Here is an 18,927-nt window from a genome sequence, read left to right on the forward strand (position 1 = left end):
CTGCAACGTGCGTTTAGTTTACGCGCGGAAATCGACATGCCAAAGCCGATCAACCCTCTTCTTCATTCCTAGTATCACTGATGAAAAATCAAAATTACAAACCTTGCGACCTGGTGATTTACGGCGCATTGGGTGACCTATCGAAACGAAAGTTACTGATTTCGTTGTATCGTCTGGAAAAATCCAATTTGCTGGAAGCCGATACCCGGATTATCGGCGTCGACCGTTTGGAGGAAACCAGCGAAGGCTTCGTCCAAATTGCCCATAACAGCCTGAAATCGTTCTTAAACAAAGAGATAAACCCGGAAATCTGGGAGCGGCTGTCGCAAAGATTATCGTACTTGAAAATCGACCTGACTCAACCGGAGCAATATCTGCAGTTGAATGCCGCAGTCGATCCGGAAAAGCGGGTGATGGTCAACTATTTTGCGGTAGCGCCGTTTCTATTCAAAAGTATCTGCCAGGGTTTGCAAAGCTGCGGCGTATTAACCGCCGAATCGCGGATGGTGATGGAAAAACCCATCGGCCACGACTTGAAGTCTTCCAAGGAGATCAACGACGTCGTCGAAGAAGTCTTCCAGGAAGATCAGGTCTACCGTATCGACCATTACCTGGGCAAAGAGACGGTACTGAATCTGCTGGCCCTGCGTTTTGCCAACTCGATTTTCACTACCAACTGGAACCACAATACAATCGATCATATCCAGATTACGGTGGGTGAAGACATCGGCATCGAAGGCCGCTGGGAATACTTTGATAAAACCGGCCAGTTGCGCGACATGCTGCAAAATCACTTACTGCAGATTCTGACCTTTGTAGCGATGGAACCGCCGGCCGATCTGGAAGCTGAAAGCATCCACATGGAAAAAATCAAGGTGTTGAAAGCCTTGCGGCCGATTACCGCACGCAATGTCGAGGAAAAAACCGTGCGCGGCCAATATACCGCCGGTTTCATTAAAGGCGCGGCGGTGCCGGGTTATCTGGAAGAGGAAGGCGCCAACAAGGAAAGCACCACCGAAAGCTTCGTGGCAATTAGGGTGGACATCGACAACTGGCGTTGGGCCGGCGTACCTTTTTACATGCGCACCGGCAAACGCATGCCCAACAAGCGTACCGAGATCGTCGTCAACTTTAAACAATTGCCGCACAACATTTTCAAAGACAGCTTCCGCGACCTGCCGGCCAATAAACTGGTGATCCATTTGCAGCCCAACGAAGGCGTGGATGTGGTGATGTTGAACAAGGTACCGGGCATAGACGGTAATATCAAATTGCAACAAACCAAGCTGGACTTGAGTTTTTCGGAAACCTTCAAGAAAAACAGTATTTTCGGCGGCTACGAAAAACTGATTCTGGAAGCCCTGCGCGGCAACACCACGCTGTTTTTAAGCCGCGAGGAAATCGAACAAGCCTGGGCCTGGGTCGATTCGATCCAAGACGCCTGGGCGCAAAACCACAGCGCTCCAAAATCTTACCCGGCTGGCAGCTGGGGGCCGATTGCCTCCGTGGCATTATTGGCCCGCGACGGCCGCGCCTGGGAAGAGTAATCAATCTGTATCCATCACGAGAACAACGAACATGGTTAGAGAATTTTTTTTCGAACAACGTAACCACCTGTTTACCGCCTTGGTGGCCGAATGCCAGGATGTTTTGTCCGAAGCCGTCAGCAAACACGGTCAAGCCACTTTATTGGTGTCCGGCGGCAGCACCCCTGCCCCGCTTTATGAAGCTTTATCCAAATCCGATTTGAATTGGAAAAAAATCAAGGTGGCATTGGTAGATGAACGCTGGGTAGACAATCAACACAGCGCCAGCAACGAAGCTTTAATTCGCCGCAGCCTGCTGATCAACAACGCCAAAAACGTTGAGTTTATCGGCATGAAAACCCCGGCTGCCAAGGCAAAACAAGGTCAGGCAGAGGCTGAAGGCCGCTACGCCAAACTGCCGCAGCCTTTCACGCTGAGCATCGTCGGCATGGGCCCGGACGGTCATACCGCTTCGCTGTTTCCGCACGCAGAAGGTCTGGCCAACGCATTGAGTGAGGACAATCAAAATCTGACCGCGGCCATCACCGCCATTCAAAGCGAAGTGACCGGCGCCAATACAGAACGCCTGACCCTGACCCGCAACGCTTTATTAAAGTCGGAACGCATCGTGATTTTGTTTACCGGCGAAGATAAGTTGGCGGTGTTCAACAGCGCCCAGAAACCGGGCCCGGTAGAAGACATGCCGATTCGGGCCTTATTGAATCAGGAAGACGTGCCGGTGGAATTGTACTGGGCACCTTAGCCGCTTAAATTTAGGGTGGGTTAGACGCGCATAACCCGATCACTCTCGATTCCAAAACGCCGTTCGGCGCGTCGACACCACCCCATCTGCTGCCCTGGAGAGCTTATGCATCCTGTTTTAGAAAAAGTGACCGCCGACGTGGTGGAACGTAGCCGGGAAAGCCGCGCTGCTTATCTGGCCCGTATCGACGCCGCCATTGCCAACGGCCCGCAACGTACCAATCTGCCTTGCGCGAATCTGGCCCACGGTTTTGCCGTCTGTTCGGCGGCTGAAAAAGACGCTCTGTCGCATGCCGTGAAAGCCAACGTCGGCATTATCTCTGCCTACAACGACATGCTGTCGGCACACGAACCGTACCAACACTACCCGGAACTGATCAAACAAGCCGTGCGCGAAGCCGGCGGCGTCGCCCAGTTCGCCGGCGGCGTGCCGGCCATGTGCGACGGCGTCACCCAAGGCATGCCGGGCATGGAATTATCGCTGTTCAGCCGCGACGTGATTGCTTTATCCACGGCGATTGGCTTGAGCCATAACATGTTCGACGCCGCCTTGTATTTGGGCGTCTGCGACAAAATCGTGCCCGGCTTGCTGATCGGCGCCTTGAGTTTCGGCCACTTGCCTGCGGTTTTTGTGCCCGCCGGGCCGATGACTACCGGCATCTCCAACAAGGAAAAATCCCGCACCCGGCAAAAATTCGCCGAAGGTAAAGTCGGCGAAAAAGAACTGCTGGAATCGGAATCCAAGGCCTACCACAGCCCCGGCACCTGCACTTTCTACGGCACCGCCAACAGCAATCAGATGATGGTGGAAATCATGGGCCTGCACTTGCCAGGCAGCTCTTTCGTCAACCCCTACACTCCGCTACGCGACGAATTAACCAAAGCCGCCGCCAAACAAGTGTTGAAATTTACCGCGCTGGGTGACGACTTCCGGCCGATTGCCCACGTCGTCAACGAAAAAGCCATCATCAACGCGATTATCGGCTTACTGGCTACGGGCGGCTCGACCAATCACACCATCCATTTGATCGCCATCGCCCGCGCGGCCGGCATTATCATCAACTGGGACGATTTCGATAATCTATCCAAAGCCATCCCGCTATTGACCAAGATTTATCCGAACGGCCCGGCCGACGTCAACCAGTTCCAAGCTGCCGGTGGCATGGGCTTGCTGATTCAGGAATTGCTCGAGCATGGTTTATTGCACGGCGATATTCTGACCATCGGCGACCAGCGCGGCATGGCGCAATACAGCCAAGTGCCGACGCTGAACGACGGCAAGCTCAGCTGGGAAGCAGGGCCAGCGGTTTCGCTGGATCCGGATGTAATTAGCAGTGTGGCACAACCCTTTGCTGCGGGCGGCGGTCTGCACGTGATGCACGGCAACCTGGGCCGCGGCGTCTCAAAAATTTCCGCGGTCGCGGAAAAGCATCAGGTGGTTACCGCACCGGCAATGGTGTTCGACGACCAACTGGACGTGGTGGCTGCCTTCAAACGCGGCGAACTGGAAAAAGACGTGATCGTGGTGTTGCGCTTCCAGGGCCCAAAAGCCAACGGCATGCCGGAATTGCATAAATTGACGCCGGTATTGGGCGTATTGCAAGACCGCGGCTTTCATGTCGCCTTGGTCACGGACGGCCGCATGTCCGGCGCGTCCGGCAAGGTACCGTCGGCCATTCACATGTGGCCGGAATGCATAGATGGCGGCCCACTGGCCAAGGTCCGCGACGGCGACATCATTGCGCTGAACACCCAAACCGGGGAAGTCAATGTCCAAGTGGATCAAGCCGAATTCGATGCACGCGTGCCAACGCCCAACAGCGCTACCGGCCATCATTTTGGTATGGGCCGCGAACTGTTTGGCGCGATGCGGGCAAACGCATCGACCTCGGAAACCGGAGCGACCAATCTGTTTTTCGTGGACTGAGATTCACACGCTTTAAGCAATGCCGTCTTAGTTTCACTTTGCCAAATCCGTCCTTCCACGGAAGGACGACTTTCTTGAAACCAGAATTAAGCAACATTGTGTCATCACCCCACAACGACAACGTTTACAGTAGGCAAGCACATGAAAGCAAATATCGGTTTAATCGGCTTGGCCGTCATGGGACAGAATTTGGTTCTGAACATGAACGACCACGGATTCAAAGTGGCGGTGTATAACCGCACGACCAGCAAAGTCGATGAGTTTCTCGACGGCCCGGCTAAAAACACCCAAGTCATCGGTACGCATTCTCTTGAACAGTTGGTCAACAGCCTGGATTCGCCGCGCAAGGTGATGTTAATGGTCAAGGCCGGTACTGTCGTGGATCAATATATCGACGACTTGCTGCCCTTGCTGTCAGCCGGCGACATCATCATCGACGGCGGCAATTCGCTGTTTACCGACACCAACCGCCGCACTCAATATTTGCAGGAAAAAGGCTTACTCTATGTAGGCACCGGCGTATCCGGCGGCGAAGAAGGCGCCCGGCACGGCCCTTCCATCATGCCCGGCGGCAATAAGGCGGCCTGGCCAGCGGTTAAGCCGATTTTTCAAGCCATCAGCGCCCATGTCGACGGCGACCCTTGCTGCGAATGGGTCGGTGATAACGGCGCTGGTCACTATGTAAAAATGGTGCATAACGGCATCGAGTACGGCGACATGCAGCTGATATGCGAAGCGTATCAATTGTTGGCTGAAGGCTTGAACTTGAGCACCGACGAGATGCAAGCGATTTTTGCTGAGTGGAATCAAGGCGAATTAAGCTCGTATTTGATCGAAATCACCGCCAACATCCTGGCGTACAAAGAAGACAACGGCCAACCTTTACTGAACAGCATCCTGGATACCGCCGGCCAAAAAGGCACCGGCAAATGGACCGGCATCAATGCGCTGGACCTAGGTATCCCACTAACCCTGATCGGCGAATCGGTCTTTGCCCGTTGCCTATCCGCGCAAAAAGACGAACGCATCCGCGCGGCCCAAGCCTTACCTAAAACCAGCGCCAGCTTTAGCGGCGACAAAGCGGCGATGATTCAAGCTATTCGCCAGGCCCTATATGCCTCGAAAATCATTTCCTACGCGCAAGGCTTTCGGTTGATGCGCGAAGCCGCTAAGGAATACCAGCTGGCTCTAAATTACGGCGACATTGCCTTGATGTGGCGCGGCGGCTGTATTATTCGCAGCCAGTTCCTGAATGACATCAAACAGGCTTACCAGCAAAATCCCGATCTGGAAAATTTGCTGCTGGCCGACTTCTTCGTCGAAGCGATGAAGCAAGCCGAAGCGGGCTGGCGCCAAGCGGTGATTTTGGGCATACAATTGGGCATCCCGACGCCGGCCTTCTCCTCCGCTCTGGCTTATTTCGACGGCTACCGCACCGAACGGCTGCCCGCCAATCTGCTGCAAGCGCAAAGAGACTATTTCGGCGCCCATTCGTACGAACGCATCGACCGGCCACGAGGCGAGTTTTTTCATACCGACTGGACCGGACACGGCGGCAAAACCGCATCGACAACCTATACGGTTTAGGGTTTACCCCGAGACCGTTGTCGTTTTGTCAAACACGCACGCTTCACGGCGTGGGTTTTCCAAGCACCCTCACATTAGGAAAATAACAAATGACCGTATCAATAAAAGAAGTCATGACCACCTCCCCGGTAATGCCGGTGATGGTAATCAATCAACTGGAACAAGCCGTGCCGCTGGCGCGCGCCTTGGTTGAAGGTGGATTGAAAGTATTGGAAATCACCTTACGGACGCCCGTAGCACTGGACGCTATCCGCCGCATCAAAGCCGAAGTACCGGGGGCGATTGTCGGTGCCGGCACCATCATCAATACCCAAACCCTAAAAAACGCCATCGATGCCGGCGCAGAATTTATCGTAAGCCCCGGCGTCACCGACAGCTTGCTGGATGCGGCTCTGGCTTCCGGTGTGCCGATTTTGCCTGGCGTCATCACCCCCAGCGAAGTGATGCGTTTGATGGACAAAGGCATAACCGCGATGAAGTTTTTCCCGGCCGAAGCGGCGGGCGGCATCCCTATGCTGAAATCCATCGGCGGCCCGTTGCCGCAAGTGACCTTTTGCCCGACCGGCGGCGTCAATCCGAAAAACGCGGTGGAATATCTGGCGCTAAGCAATGTGGCCTGCGTCGGCGGCTCCTGGATGGCACCGTCCGAGCTGGTCGATGCCGGCGATTGGGCGGAAATCACCCGCCGCGCCGCTGAAGCCTCCGCTTTGAAAAAATAAACCCATCGCTAGGGTTTTAAATCACCCAGTCGCGGGCATCGTTCGACAAATCGGCTCATTGCATACTCGGCGTATTATGATTTTCTCGGCAAAAAGGAGTAATTAACGATGCAAAACCATGCCAACGAACGCTATGGCACGATGACGATTGCCTTGCACTGGCTGACGTTCATCGTGATGGCAGCCGGGTATGCCTGTATCGAGCTACGCGAGTTGTTCCCCAAAGGCAGCGACCCGCGTGAAACCATGAAAGCCCTGCATTTTATGCTGGGTTTATTGGTGTTAATGCTGCTGTTGCCGAGACTGGGTTTCCGTCTGGCCGGCCCCACACCGGCCATATCGCCGGAACCGCCGGCCTGGCAACGGCAGGCGGCACGTCTGGTGCATCTATTGCTTTATGGATTGATGTTGGGAATGCCGATAGTCGGCTGGTTGGCATTAAGCGCCGCCGGTAAAACAATTCCATTCTTTGGTCTGGAGTTGCCGGCGCTGATCGCCGAAAACAAGGAACTGGCCAAAACGATCAAAGAAATACACGAAACGGGCGGAGTGATTGGCTATTACCTGATTGGCTTACACGTATCGGCGGTACTATTTCATCATTACGTGCAGCGCGACAACACCTTAAGCCACATGCTGCCGGCGCTGAAGAAGCCCGACTGATACTGTCCAGCCATTCCTGGCTACAAATCGGGGAAACGGCTGGTCCGTCATTACTCGATAAAATCGTAAATCTTATATTTGTCCACCAAGGGCCGCAGCACCTGTTGCGCCACGCGCAGATATTCCGGATTCTGTAAAAACGCCTCGTAAGCCTGCTGGCTTTCGTAAACACCGGATACGGCCACATCATAGCTTTCATCTAAGGCCGTATTCGCGCGCCCGCGCTTAATCGCCGCCGGTGTACCGACATCGTAAGCCAGCACGCCCGGCAATTTTGCCAAGCCTTCACTCTGTTGAATATAGTGTTGCCGCTGTTGTTTGTCTCCAGCTTGTTTCAACCAAACGATAACCACATGATGTACTTTGCGATTTTGCGCCTGCGGATCTGGCTTGGCAGTATAGGCACAACCGGTGGCACCGGCTGCCAGCAGCCCCGCCAGCGCGAGGACATAAAGACGTTTCATGGTGTTTTATTCTCCTGATACCTATAAATGGATAGCCAAAATACTCCGGCTACCGAGCATTTTACAGCCCGCGCAAGCGTTTGATCCGTTCTTCGGTATTGGGATGGCTGGATAAATAATCCAGCGCTTCAAGCGATTCTACGGGTTGTTTGGGTACTGTGGTTTGATGGGCGGCCTCCAGTTTTTCCAATATATCGGCCAGCCGACTGACCGGAATAGCGTTGGCGCGCAACAGTTCTGCGGCAAAAGCGTCGGCACGACGTTCGAAATCGCGCGAATAGCGGGTTTGTAATAATACGGTCGGCGCGACGGCCAGCAGACTGCTGATATCGCCAATGTACCAAGCCATCGCCAAACCCACCACAGAAGCCTGTAGCATTTGCCGCAAGGCATGTTTTTCGTGGACATGGCCCATTTCGTGGGCCAGCACCGCCAAAATTTCTTGGTCGTTACTCGCCAAACTCACTAAGTCGTCGAGCAGCAGCACGCTGCCGCCCGGCAACGCGAAAGCGTTGGCACCCAGTGTCGGGCTAGCGCGAAATTCAATATGCGCCGGTCTATCCTCACCCGGCGGCAAAGCCAAGCGCTGCCAGCCATCCTGAATGGTTTGCCGACGTTCGTCGGATAATGTGCTGGGCTTCAATAAGGTTTGATCAAGGCTGGCGAAAAACTGCGTATCCATCCGTTCCAGTAAATAAACCGGCACTTGGTCCGCCGCTGCCCGCGCCGCATAAGGCAATCCAAACAAATACGCAACGACGAGCAGGCTCAAAGTTAACAGCAGCGCCGCCAACGCATACCACCAACTATTTTCCATACCCGCTACCGCGCTACTACCTGCATCCGGCAACATCTCGGCAAAACCTTGTCGATCTGCCACTTCGCAACGGCCGCCGTCGGCGAACAAAATCAGGCGCGGCGTGCTGCCGAGCGGCGGCGGAATTTTCAAACTGGCTAAATCTTCGCGGCGGACAATGTCCCTGCCCTGCAACAATAATTTGTCACCCTCTAAGCAGAGGGTAACAGGATGCGGCCGGGCTTGCCGCCCGTCGTAGTAAACGGCCGTAAGCAACATTTACAAGGCAATATCGAAATCAAACATCTCGGCCATTTCCTCGCCGGCGGCGGAAGTATTTGTCTGCAAACCGGCCACAAACTCGTCGATGCTGCCCCGCGGCAATAATGCGACGCGCTCGATGCGATACAGCGCCAAGCGAACAGCGGCAAATTGCTTGTACAAGCCCAAAGTCCACAGTACATTACCAAACATAATACCCACCATCCCCCGCGCCCCAAACCGGGCCTAAAAACCAAGCGGTCCAAATTGCGTGTTATTTCTGACTAAGTTCTGCGAACGCGCCGCGACGCAGGGATAGGCCAGTAAAAACAAGGCCAGATAAGCCCCCCAAAACACTCATCGCATCCACATGATGTGCAGAGTCAGATGCTGCAGAGCAAACAAATACAACGCGACAAGCAGGCTCAAAGTTAACAGCAGCGCCGCCAACGCATACCACCAACTATTTTCCATACCCGCTACCGCGCTACTACCTGCATCCTGCAACATCTCGGCAAAACCTTGTCGATCTGCCACTTCACAACGGCCGCCATCGGCGAACAAAATCAGGCGCGGCGTGCTGCCGAGCGGCGGCGGAATTTTCAGACTAGCTAAATTTTCGCGGCGGACAATCTCCCGGCCCTGCAACAACAGCTTGTCGCCCTCAACACAGAGGGTAACGGGATGCGGCCTGGCTTGCCGCCCGTCGTAGTAAACGGCCGTAAGCAACATTTACAAGGCAATATCGAAATCAAACATCTCGGCCATTTCCTCGCCGGCGGCGGAAGTATTTGTCTGTAAACCAGCCACAAACTCGTCGATGCTGCCGCGTGGCAATAATGCGACGCGCTCGATGCGATAGCGCGCCAAACGAATATCAGCAAACGGCTTGTACAGCCCCAAGGTCAGCAAAGTCAACAGGACGTTGCTAAACATGATACCCAGCATCTCCCGCGCTTGAAGCTGGGCCTGAAACCCGTGCGGACCCAATTGCGTGCTATTCCAGACTAAGTTCTGCAGACGCGCCGCGACATAGGGATAAGCCAGTAAAAACAAGGCCAAATAGGTGCCTATCGCGGCTACCAATACGCTCATCGCCACTAATTGCTCAGCCTCGACCGGAATCAGCTCCTTGCTACCCAACAACATAACGCTGACCATCAGGCCGGCAAACACCAGCACACCTATGAATATCGTCATCAGATAGATGCGGTAGTAAGCGCCAATGCTCGCAAAGAATTTAAAAAACTCATTACCGTACGTGCTGTTTTCCCGGGTGTAACGGGCCATGCGCTGTTGCGCCAGCGGCCACAGCAACCCCAGAGTCAACGCCGATAATACCGGCAATAGCAGAAAATTGAAGTACGCCTCTCCGGTGCTGCCATGAAACGCAAAACGTAAGCCTCGGTAACTGGTGTTATGCATTCTAAAGCGGAGCGAACGCATCAATAACCAGGGCATCACCGATACGATCACCAGCAAAATTGCCAAGCCTGCAACCCGATCGAATTCACCGACCAGGGTATAACCAGCAAACAACAGAAAAGCGACGATGCGTCCTTTCAAGATCGCCTTGGGATCGCCGTGGTAGTCAAAACCCGCACCGGCTAAGGTAGTGTGGCGGTAAAAATATTGGTTACGTTTGACTTTGGCCCAAGCTGAGTAAACGCCCAAGGTGACGATACTCAAGCAAACATTGACGATCCAAATCCGGAAATACTCGCCACCGCTGCCGCTGAATTGCAACTGCCGTGATTGATATTCTGCCATTTCCATCCTCATTTTAGGTTTTTCCGTTGCAAGCATAGTGCATTGCCGCTATCTAACAATAAAAACGGCCTGCAGATAACACACGCTAGTCAGGGGCCGGCTTTTGCAATCGCCGTAAAGCCTTTTATACTTCCTCGACAAAAGCGGTGCAGACCAGTCAGCCAGCGCTTGCGTGGGAACTTACCTTTCTATCTCTGCCGACCCGGTACAAAAATGAGAAAAAACCTACCCGTTACCCAACGTGAATTGATTTACTCAGCTTCGGCTACCATCACCTCCGGGACAGATCCCGCCGGCAAGATCAATTATGTCAACCAAGATTTTTTGAACACTAGCGGCTTTAGCGAGGCAGAGCTGTTAAACCAGAGCCATAACATCGTTCGCCATCCCGACATGCCTTCCGCCGCATTCGCCGATTTGTGGCAAACCGTGAAGAGCGGCCGGCCATGGATGGGAATTGTCAAAAATCGCTGTAAAAACGGCGACCATTACTGGGTGGATGCTTTTGTCACCCCGCGCTTCGAAAATAGCAAGATTGTCGGTTACGAATCGGTGCGGGTTAAACCGGACGTGACCTGCGTGACCCGCGCCAATACTGTCTACGAAAAGCTGAAACACGGCAAAAATATCGAATCGCCTTTGAGCCGCATCGGTTTGTCCGGCAAACTGACCGGCGGTTTTGCAGTGATTCAATTAATCACCGCCATCAGCCTTTATCTGAGCGAAACGTGCAGTTTTGGCGTAGCGACAGCAATCTTCGCCGGCCCCTTAGCGGTCGGTTATGCCTGGGTTTGGCTGGTATTACAACCTTTAAATGACGCAGCGGCAGAAGCGCGCCGGGTGATCGACAATCCGGTGATGCAGCAGATTTACACCGCCGATGGCGGCGAAGTTGGACAATTACTGTTGGCGGTGAAGCTTTTAAAAGCCAAATCCCGAACCATCATACGCCGTCTAACTCAAGCCACAGAACCCCTGGCAGGCAAAGCCGATACGAGCTACCAGGCAGTCAGCCAAGTTAGCGCAGCGATGGATAGACAGCTGGCGGAAATTGAACAGATTGCCTCGGCGATACACCAAATGAGCGCCACCGTCAGCGAGGTCGCCCGCAGTGCCGCCAACGCCGCTCAAGCCGCCAATGATGTCAATCGACAATCGCAAGAAACGCTTTCGCGGGTCAACAATACCATCCAAATGATAGACCGCTTAGTGGTCGCGGTCGGCCAAGCCGAAACAGTCATTAAAATTGTGGCCGATCACAGCAAGAAAATCGGCGGCGTCCTTGATGTGATTCAAGGGATTGCCGAGCAAACTAACCTGTTGGCGCTGAATGCCGCCATCGAAGCAGCGCGCGCCGGCGAACAAGGCCGGGGATTTGCCGTCGTGGCCGACGAAGTCAGAACCTTGGCCGGACGCACGCAAAAATCCACGGAGGAAATCCACAAAATGATCGACGGCCTGCGTTCCGGCGTCAATAACGCCGTACAGGAAATGGCTAAAGTCAGGGAAATGGCGGCAACCGGCGCGGAACACGGAAAAAACTCCACCGAATCGCTGCAACAAACCACACTGTCGGTCAATATCATTAACGACATGATCGTGCAGATCGCCAGCGCCGCCGAACAGCAACATATTGTTTCCGAAGAAATTTCCAGAACGGTAGAAGCCGTCGGCAGCTTATCGCGACAAACTACAGAGCATGCGGTTCATGCCAGTACGGCCAGCGGCGGTGTCTCGGCACTCAGCAAAGAGCTGGATATGTTGGTTGAGCAATTCGACGACGTACCACGCTAAAAACGCACCGTGCCGAAGGCTGGGGGCAATGATTTGTCAGCCTGAATACACTCCTGCGCAAGCCGCCGCCAGAAAAGTTCAAAAACCTGAGCGGCGGTTTTTACCGAAGTGACAACGGGTTGCGGATTACCGGCATTTACTCCGCAAGTTTCCACTTGATGTTACAGCCGATGCTGGGAATTTGTATCGTATCGACAGGCTTTCCCGCCAGCAAATTATCCAAGGCATTGCGCAAATCCTCGCCGGTAACCGGCACATCATTCTTCGGCGTGGCGCCATCCAGGCGGCCGCGGTAAACACAAGCCAGATCGGCATCGAACAGGTAAATATCCGGGGTGCAGGCTGCCTGGTAGGCTTTGGCCACCGCCTGCGATTCGTCGTACAAATACGCGGCAAACGGATGCCCCCAGTCCGCCATCATCTGCTGCATTTTATCCGGCGCATCCTGCGGATAGTTTTCGATGTCATTGGCACTGATCGCCACCGTCGAAATGCCTGAGGCCGCGTATTGCCGGGCAATGGCGATCAATTGCTCTTTGACGTGCAACACATACGGGCAGTGGTTGCAGATAAACAAAATCAAAGTGCCGCGTTCGCCTTTCAAGTCCTGCAAAGCATACTCGCGGCCGGTCACGGTATCCGGCAAACAAAAGTCCGGGGCGATACTGCCCAGAGGCAGCATAGTGGAGGCTGTCGCGGCCATGGCTAATCCTGTTGAGTCAAAACAAGACTAGAATTATAAAACAGCCCGCCCCCGGAACTGCCGCGAAAATCGCCTTAACTTTCCCACTCGCCAGCGCATGATCGATATAAGCACCCGAACCGTTCCGCTTCAAAATGCTCCGCAACTGGACAGCTATGTGCTGACCGACAAACTCGGCGAAAGCCTGCAAGCCACGGTTTATAAGGGCTATCACAAACACGTGCCGGAATACCCGCTGGTGGTTAAATGCCTGAAATTGTTGTCCAGTTGGGACGACCAATCCCGGCATCTGCGGCAAAAAATCGAACGCCTGAAAGTATTGCACGACCCGCGCGTCTGCACGCCCTTGGCTTTGGAATCCAACGACGGCGATCAATTCATCGTCCAGCCTTGGTTCAACGGCCAACCGTTGAATGTATGGATCGCTCAACAACAAGCGGTGAATCTGAGCGATTTTTTTACATTGGCCTGCTCCTTGGCCGATACCCTGCAATCGGTGCACGATGCCGGCATTACCCATGGCGGCATCAAACCGCACAATATTCTGGTGCAATCCGGCAGCTTGAGTCTGCGCCTGACCGACTTCATCACGCCGCTGGACATCCGCGATGTCAGTCACTTTATCTACGATCCGGAATTTGTCCGCAACACCCTAGCCTATACCTCGCCGGAGCAAACCGGGCGCATCAACTACCGGGTCGATTTCTCCACCGATTTATATTCGCTGGGTATCGTGTTTTACGAACTGCTGACGGGCCGACTGCCGTTTTTTTCCGACGATCCGCTGGAACTGATTCACTCGCATCTAGCCGAGGAAGCCATCAAAATCCACGACATCAGTCCGGGCATCCCCAACACCCTGAGCGAAATCATCGCCAAACTGATTTTGAAGCAACCGGAAAAACGCTATCAAAGCGCTTCAGGTTTGTTGGCCGATTTGCTGCGCTGCCAAAAAGAACACGAAACCACCGGCAGCGTATCGAATTTTGGCATAGGCCAACACGACCGCAGCCGCCGGGTGGTTTTCATTTCGAAAATGGTCGGCCGCCAAAGCGAAGCCGAGCTCATTCGCCAGGATTACAGCGAGGTGACCCAAGGCCGGTTTCGTTCGGTGCTAATTTCCGGCCTATCCGGCATCGGCAAAACCCGGCTGATTCAGGAACTCCAAAAACCACTGGTGAAAAATCGCGGTTATTTCAGCTCCGGCAAGTTCGATCAGTACCAAAAAAATATTCCCTACAGTTCGCTGATTCAGGCCTTGCGCAATCTAATACGCACCTTTCTGACCGAAAGCGACGCCCAAGTGCATGATTGGTCCGCAAAAATTCTCGACGCGCTGGACAACGCCGGCGGGGCAATCATCGACGTAGTGCCGGAACTGGAATTCATCATCGGCCCGCAAGCCGAAGTACAGCCCTTGCCGCCGGTGGAAGCGCGTAACCGTTTCAACAATTTGTTCGGCCGCTTCCTGGCTTGCCTGGCCAGCGAGGACAATCCCTTGGTGTTATTCATCGACGATCTACAATGGTGCGACAGCGCCACCTTTGATTTCTTGCAAAACCTGTTCGCCAATCACCGTGAACACCCCTATCTATTTTTGCTGGGCGCATATCGACATAACGAGGTCGATAGTGGTCATCCTTTGACCAAACTGATCCGTAGCGTGCGAGAAAACGCCGGCCCACTGGCCGAGATCCATTTGACCGAACTCAGCGACGCCGATTGCCACGAAATGGTTGCCTACATTCTGGATTCGTCGCTGAACGCCACCGCCAATTTGGCCGACTTTATCGCCCATCTGACCGAAGGCAACCCCTTATTTGTCAGTGAAAGCCTGGCCTGGTTGTACAACGAAGGTTTACTCAGCATCGACGCCAATCAACACTGGCGATGGGATATGAACCGCATCCGCGACACGCAAATGCCAGCCAGCGTGGTGGAACTGTTCAGCGCCAAAGTGCGTAAATTGCCCAGCCGGACTTTGGATATTCTTTATCATTGCGCCTGTATGGGTAATCGCTTCACAGCGGAGGATGTCGGGCTGGTACTGGACAAGCCCATTGAGCGACTGTTCGAGGACTTAAAACCGGTATTAAGCATGGGCCTGATACTGGAAAATAAAGCCGACCTGCAATTTGTCCATGACCGGGTACAGGAAGCGGTATTGCAGCAAGTTGCCGCCGCGGCGCGCCCCGGCATCCATTGGCGGATCGGCAATCGCTTGCTGTCGGCGGTGTCACCGGGCGCCGAACTGGTCAGCCTCGACAATTTATTCACCATCGCCGCTCATCTCAATCAAGGTTGCCCGAATGATCTGGACGAAGAAACCGCCTACTGGCTGGTGAATATCAACTTTAATGCCGGCAATAAAGCCCTGGATGCGCTGGCCGGGGATGCCGCCAACGAATTTTTCCTGAAGGCCCACCATTATTTGCCGCCGGATTGTTGGGAAACGGCTTACGCGCTGACGTTTCGGATTTATCAGCGCTTGGCGAAAACCGATTTGATGTGCGGCCGCTACGACAGCTCGGAAGCCTTGCTGAACCGGCTGATCGAGCATGCGGTCAGCGACCTGGATAAGGCCGAAGCGCTGGCCGATCAGACTACGTCCCTGTCCTCATTCGGCAACTTTAAGCAAGCTATCGCTACGGCCAACCGTGGCTTGGCGTATTTCAACAAATCCATTCCCGACGATCCCGAACAAGCCCGGCAACGCATGGAAAGTCTGATGCTGATCATTGACCAGCAAGACGATGTCTGGCAAAAAATCCTGAACATGCCGTTTACCGAGCAGCGGCAAAGCAAAATCGAACTGGCTTTTTATAGCGAGTTGATTCCGGATTTGTACATGTGCGGTCTGGTGCCGCAGCTGTATTTATCCGCCGCCCAATCCACCCTGCACTGCCTGGAAGGCGGCATGGACGAATCGGTGATTTATTCGTTTTCCATCATGGGCCTCAATCTGGGCGAACAGGGCAAATTCGCGCAGGCGTTTCTCTATCAGGATTTGGCACACGATTTGTGCGCCAAATACCCCAACACCTTTGGCGCCACCCGCGGCATGAACGGCATCGTCTGGTGCAATATGCACTCGCGCAGCCACCCGGCCGATATTGTCGATTACGCTCACAAGGCCATTCAGTCCGGCAAGAACTGCGGCGATCTCTACAACGCCGGCCTGTCCTACGGCCCGCTGATGTGGAATCTATTGGCCCAGGGTAAAAACCTGCGCTGGGTCGAGGAAGCCGCCGATGAATGTCTGCAATTTTCCCGCAAAAACCAGTTGTCGTTTTCAATAGGCCTGGCCCAGGCGGTGATGGCCGGCTGGGTATTGCCGATGAAGCCCGATTACCGCCCGGTCGATATGCAAACCACGCTGGCGGACTGGCAGGCCAATAACTATGTGGCCGCTACCGGCAGTTACTTCGCATTACTGGGTTTTGCCCAATATTACCTGGGCGACTATGGTGCGGCGGCAGTATCGCTGAAAGCCGTAGAAAACTATTTGCACGGCTTAACCGACAATGTTTTGAAACGTCTTTGGTACGCCTTTCGGATCTTGAACTTGCTGCGCTCGGAAATGGATGCGGCGCGAATCGATGCCGAAATTGCGCCCTTGCTTGCGCAACTGGAAGTGTGGGGGCAACTTGGTCCCTTGCTGAAACCCTACCTAATGTTTGTCCATGCCGAGCTTGCCAGACAGCAGGGCCAATACCGCGAAGCGCGCAATCTTTACATGGATGCCATTGCCTTGTCACTGGCGCAGAACTATGGCCTGCTGACCGGCCATATTTACGAAACGCTGGCAGATCTGTTGCTGAAGCACCGCTTGGGCGACGCGGAACTGTATTACGGCGAAGCGCGCCGCCATTACCGCTTATGCCGTGCCGATGCGAAAAGCAACCAGCTGCAGGAACGTCATCAATACGTCAGCCCTGAAACCGGCGCCAGAATAGCCAAACCTCAGCCCGCTCCCACCACCTTACCTAGTCTGGACATCAGCTATCTGATGAAATCGGCGCTGGCGTTATCGGCGGAAATTGATCTGACCCAATTGATGCAAAAAATCATGGCTGTGGTGTTGGAAAGCTCCGCAGCCCAGCACGGTTATCTGTTGATCAAACAACAAGACGAATTATTGGTGGCCGCCGAGCAGCACGTCGGCAAAAAACGCACGATACACAAACACTATTACAGCTTGAACAAGGTGCGCGGCATCTGCCACGCCATCGTCAATTACGTGCAACGTACCCACGAAAAAGTCGTGCTGAGCGACGCCTGCAGCGAAGGCGAGTTTCAAAATGCGCCCGAGGTTGTGGCGTTTGGCTTACGCTCGGTATTGTGTTTGCCGGTGATCAAGCAAAGCGAATTAATCGGCTTGCTTTACCTGGAAAACCGGCTATCCGAAGGCGTATTCACCCCGGAAAAAATCAGCATGACCGAGCTGTTGACCGCCCAAGCGGCCATTTCGTTGGAAAACGCCCGCTTGCTGGAACAAACCCGCCAAGCTTACAAACAATTACAAGAAAACCAGGATCATATGCTGCAAATGGAAAAGCTGTCGGCACTGGGCACGCTGGTCGGCGGCGTGGCCCATGAGATCAACAATCCGCTGATGGGCGTGATGAACTTCGTCGAATTTGTCTCGGACCGCACGGAAGATGCCAAATCCAAGCAAATACTGGCGCAAGCCTTGCAGCAAATTCAACGCATCAAAAACATTGTGTCGAATATGCTGGTGTTCATGCATCAAAAGACCACGCCAACCGGCAGTTGCTCGCTAGAGGAAGTTTTAGGCCAAACCTTGTTGTTGCTGGAAGGCGAATTGCGCAAAACCGCTATCCAAGTCCGTACCGAGATACCGGAAAACTTGCCCAAACTCGCCTGCACGGCGGAAAGCATGCAACAGATTCTGATCAATCTATTGATCAACGCCCGCGATGCGCTAAGCGGTATTGCCCAACCCGAAATAGAAATCAGCGTCCGTTGTGCGGAAAAAATGCTAGAGTTGAATATAAAAGACAATGGTCCCGGCATCCCCGACGAAGTACAAGGCCGCATGTTCGACCCTTTCTTTACCACCAAACCGCCCGGCCAAGGCACCGGCCTGGGTTTATCCGTCACCCGCCGCTTGATTCAAGATGCCGATGGCTCGATAGCCGTGGAAAGCCGCATTGGCGAAGGTTGCCGCATCCGGTTAAAATTCCCCCACATTTAGTATTTGTTAACGAATAGAGACACAGGCGATGGTAAACAACATTCTGGTGATTGACGACGACCCGGCGGTACGCGGCGCCTTCAAGCTGATTCTGGAAGAAGAAGGCTATCGCGTGCGCGAAGCCGAGAACGGTCTACAAGGTATCGCCATGGTGGAAGCCGATCGTCCCGACTTGATATTTCTGGACTTACGCATGCCCGGCATAGACGGCGTGGAGACCTTACGCCGCCTGAAGGCATTGGACACCAGCTTGAATGTCTATATCGTCACGGCCTTTGCCGCCGAATTCATGGATCAACTGAAAGACGCCCATGAAGAAGGCTTGCAATTCGAGCTGGCCAGCAAACCCTTGTCGGCGTCGCAAATCCGCAATATCGCCCAAGTGGTGCATATCGCCAAAGTTCACGAAGAACGCCGGGCCAACCACCATAAGCTGGTTTTGACCTTATACGTGGTGTCGCTGAATCCGGAAACCCGCAGGCTGGTGGAGCAAATCAGCGCGGTGCTGGCCGGCATATACGAACCCGGCCATTGGGTATTCGACGTAGTCGAAGTATTGGGCATGCCGGAAAAGGCACTGGAAAAAGAAATCTTTGCCACGCCGATGCTGGTGCGCGACCTGCCGGAACCGGTGTTGAAACTGCTAGGCGATCTTTCGCGAATGTCGTCGGTGATGGCGGCCATCACTACCCAAAATGTTGGTACAGGTGTGCAGACAGTGATCGTTTGATGCCCGG

At 54.0% G+C, this 18,927-nt stretch carries 14 protein-coding genes and 1 pseudogene; 9 read left to right on the forward strand and 6 right to left on the reverse strand.

Going from position 1 to position 18,927, the window contains the following annotated elements; translation table 11 throughout:
• Positions 1-80 precede the first annotated feature (80 nt).
• The 6 genes from zwf to DDY07_RS11055 all read left to right on the forward strand — a co-directional run bounded on the left by zwf (position 81) and on the right by DDY07_RS11055 (position 7,184).
• Positions 81-1,547 carry a glucose-6-phosphate dehydrogenase gene (zwf, locus tag DDY07_RS11030; protein ID WP_101055191.1) on the forward strand — a complete coding sequence of 489 codons (1,467 nt, stop codon included), beginning with the start codon at positions 81-83 and terminating at the stop codon, positions 1,545-1,547.
• 31 nt (positions 1,548-1,578) lie between these two features.
• Positions 1,579-2,289, forward strand: a complete 711-nt coding sequence (gene pgl / locus DDY07_RS11035; RefSeq protein WP_033155358.1) for a 6-phosphogluconolactonase — start codon at positions 1,579-1,581, stop codon at positions 2,287-2,289.
• Positions 2,290-2,394: 105 nt separating this feature from the next.
• Entirely contained in the window at positions 2,395-4,215 is a 1,821-nt protein-coding gene (gene edd, locus DDY07_RS11040) for a phosphogluconate dehydratase (protein ID WP_171695928.1), read from the forward strand.
• Between the two features lie 141 nt (positions 4,216-4,356).
• A complete protein-coding gene (gene gnd / locus DDY07_RS11045) occupies positions 4,357-5,802 on the forward strand; it encodes a decarboxylating NADP(+)-dependent phosphogluconate dehydrogenase (RefSeq protein ID WP_171695929.1) in 1,446 nt (481 codons plus the stop codon).
• Between the two features lie 89 nt (positions 5,803-5,891).
• Complete coding sequence (locus tag DDY07_RS11050) at positions 5,892-6,521, forward strand: bifunctional 4-hydroxy-2-oxoglutarate aldolase/2-dehydro-3-deoxy-phosphogluconate aldolase (RefSeq protein WP_171695930.1); 630 nt, start codon at positions 5,892-5,894, stop codon at positions 6,519-6,521.
• 108 nt (positions 6,522-6,629) lie between these two features.
• A complete protein-coding gene (locus DDY07_RS11055) occupies positions 6,630-7,184 on the forward strand; it encodes a cytochrome b (protein ID WP_171695931.1) in 555 nt (184 codons plus the stop codon).
• A 50-nt stretch (positions 7,185-7,234) separates the two neighbouring features.
• Here DDY07_RS11055 and DDY07_RS11060 read toward each other — a convergent pair whose 3' ends face one another.
• The 5 genes and pseudogenes from DDY07_RS11060 to DDY07_RS11080 all read right to left on the reverse strand — a co-directional run bounded on the left by DDY07_RS11060 (position 7,235) and on the right by DDY07_RS11080 (position 10,475).
• The gene (locus DDY07_RS11060; RefSeq protein WP_171695932.1) at positions 7,235-7,648 is read right to left on the reverse strand and encodes a Dabb family protein; all 414 of its coding nucleotides are present in this window, start codon (positions 7,646-7,648) and stop codon (positions 7,235-7,237) included.
• Between the two features lie 61 nt (positions 7,649-7,709).
• Entirely contained in the window at positions 7,710-8,723 is a 1,014-nt protein-coding gene (locus DDY07_RS11065; protein ID WP_171695933.1) for a M48 family metallopeptidase, read from the reverse strand.
• A pseudogene (locus DDY07_RS11070) lies at positions 8,724-8,933 on the reverse strand (DUF898 family protein); the annotation flags it as partial.
• Positions 8,934-9,062: 129 nt separating this feature from the next.
• A complete protein-coding gene (locus DDY07_RS11075) occupies positions 9,063-9,437 on the reverse strand; it encodes a hypothetical protein (protein ID WP_171695935.1) in 375 nt (124 codons plus the stop codon).
• On the reverse strand, positions 9,438-10,475 hold the full coding sequence (locus DDY07_RS11080) for a YjgN family protein (RefSeq protein WP_216614742.1): 1,038 nt from the start codon (positions 10,473-10,475) through the stop codon (positions 9,438-9,440).
• Between the two features lie 213 nt (positions 10,476-10,688).
• On the opposite strand from DDY07_RS11080, the gene DDY07_RS11085 reads away from it, so the two are divergent.
• Complete coding sequence (locus tag DDY07_RS11085; protein WP_171695936.1) at positions 10,689-12,269, forward strand: PAS domain-containing methyl-accepting chemotaxis protein; 1,581 nt, start codon at positions 10,689-10,691, stop codon at positions 12,267-12,269.
• A gap of 136 nt (positions 12,270-12,405) precedes the next feature.
• Here the strand turns inward: DDY07_RS11085 and DDY07_RS11090 are convergent, their stop codons facing one another.
• On the reverse strand, positions 12,406-12,972 hold the full coding sequence (locus tag DDY07_RS11090; RefSeq protein WP_171695937.1) for a thioredoxin family protein: 567 nt from the start codon (positions 12,970-12,972) through the stop codon (positions 12,406-12,408).
• A gap of 97 nt (positions 12,973-13,069) precedes the next feature.
• Here DDY07_RS11090 and DDY07_RS11095 point away from each other — a divergent pair, with 97 nt between their 5' ends.
• Positions 13,070-18,190, forward strand: a complete 5,121-nt coding sequence (locus DDY07_RS11095; RefSeq protein ID WP_171695938.1) for an AAA family ATPase — start codon at positions 13,070-13,072, stop codon at positions 18,188-18,190.
• A gap of 28 nt (positions 18,191-18,218) precedes the next feature.
• Entirely contained in the window at positions 18,219-18,920 is a 702-nt protein-coding gene (locus DDY07_RS11100) for a response regulator (RefSeq protein ID WP_033155367.1), read from the forward strand.
• Positions 18,921-18,927 lie beyond the last annotated feature (7 nt).

The sequence above is a fragment of the Methylomonas sp. ZR1 genome (assembly GCF_013141865.1).
Lineage (GTDB): Bacteria > Pseudomonadota > Gammaproteobacteria > Methylococcales > Methylomonadaceae > Methylomonas.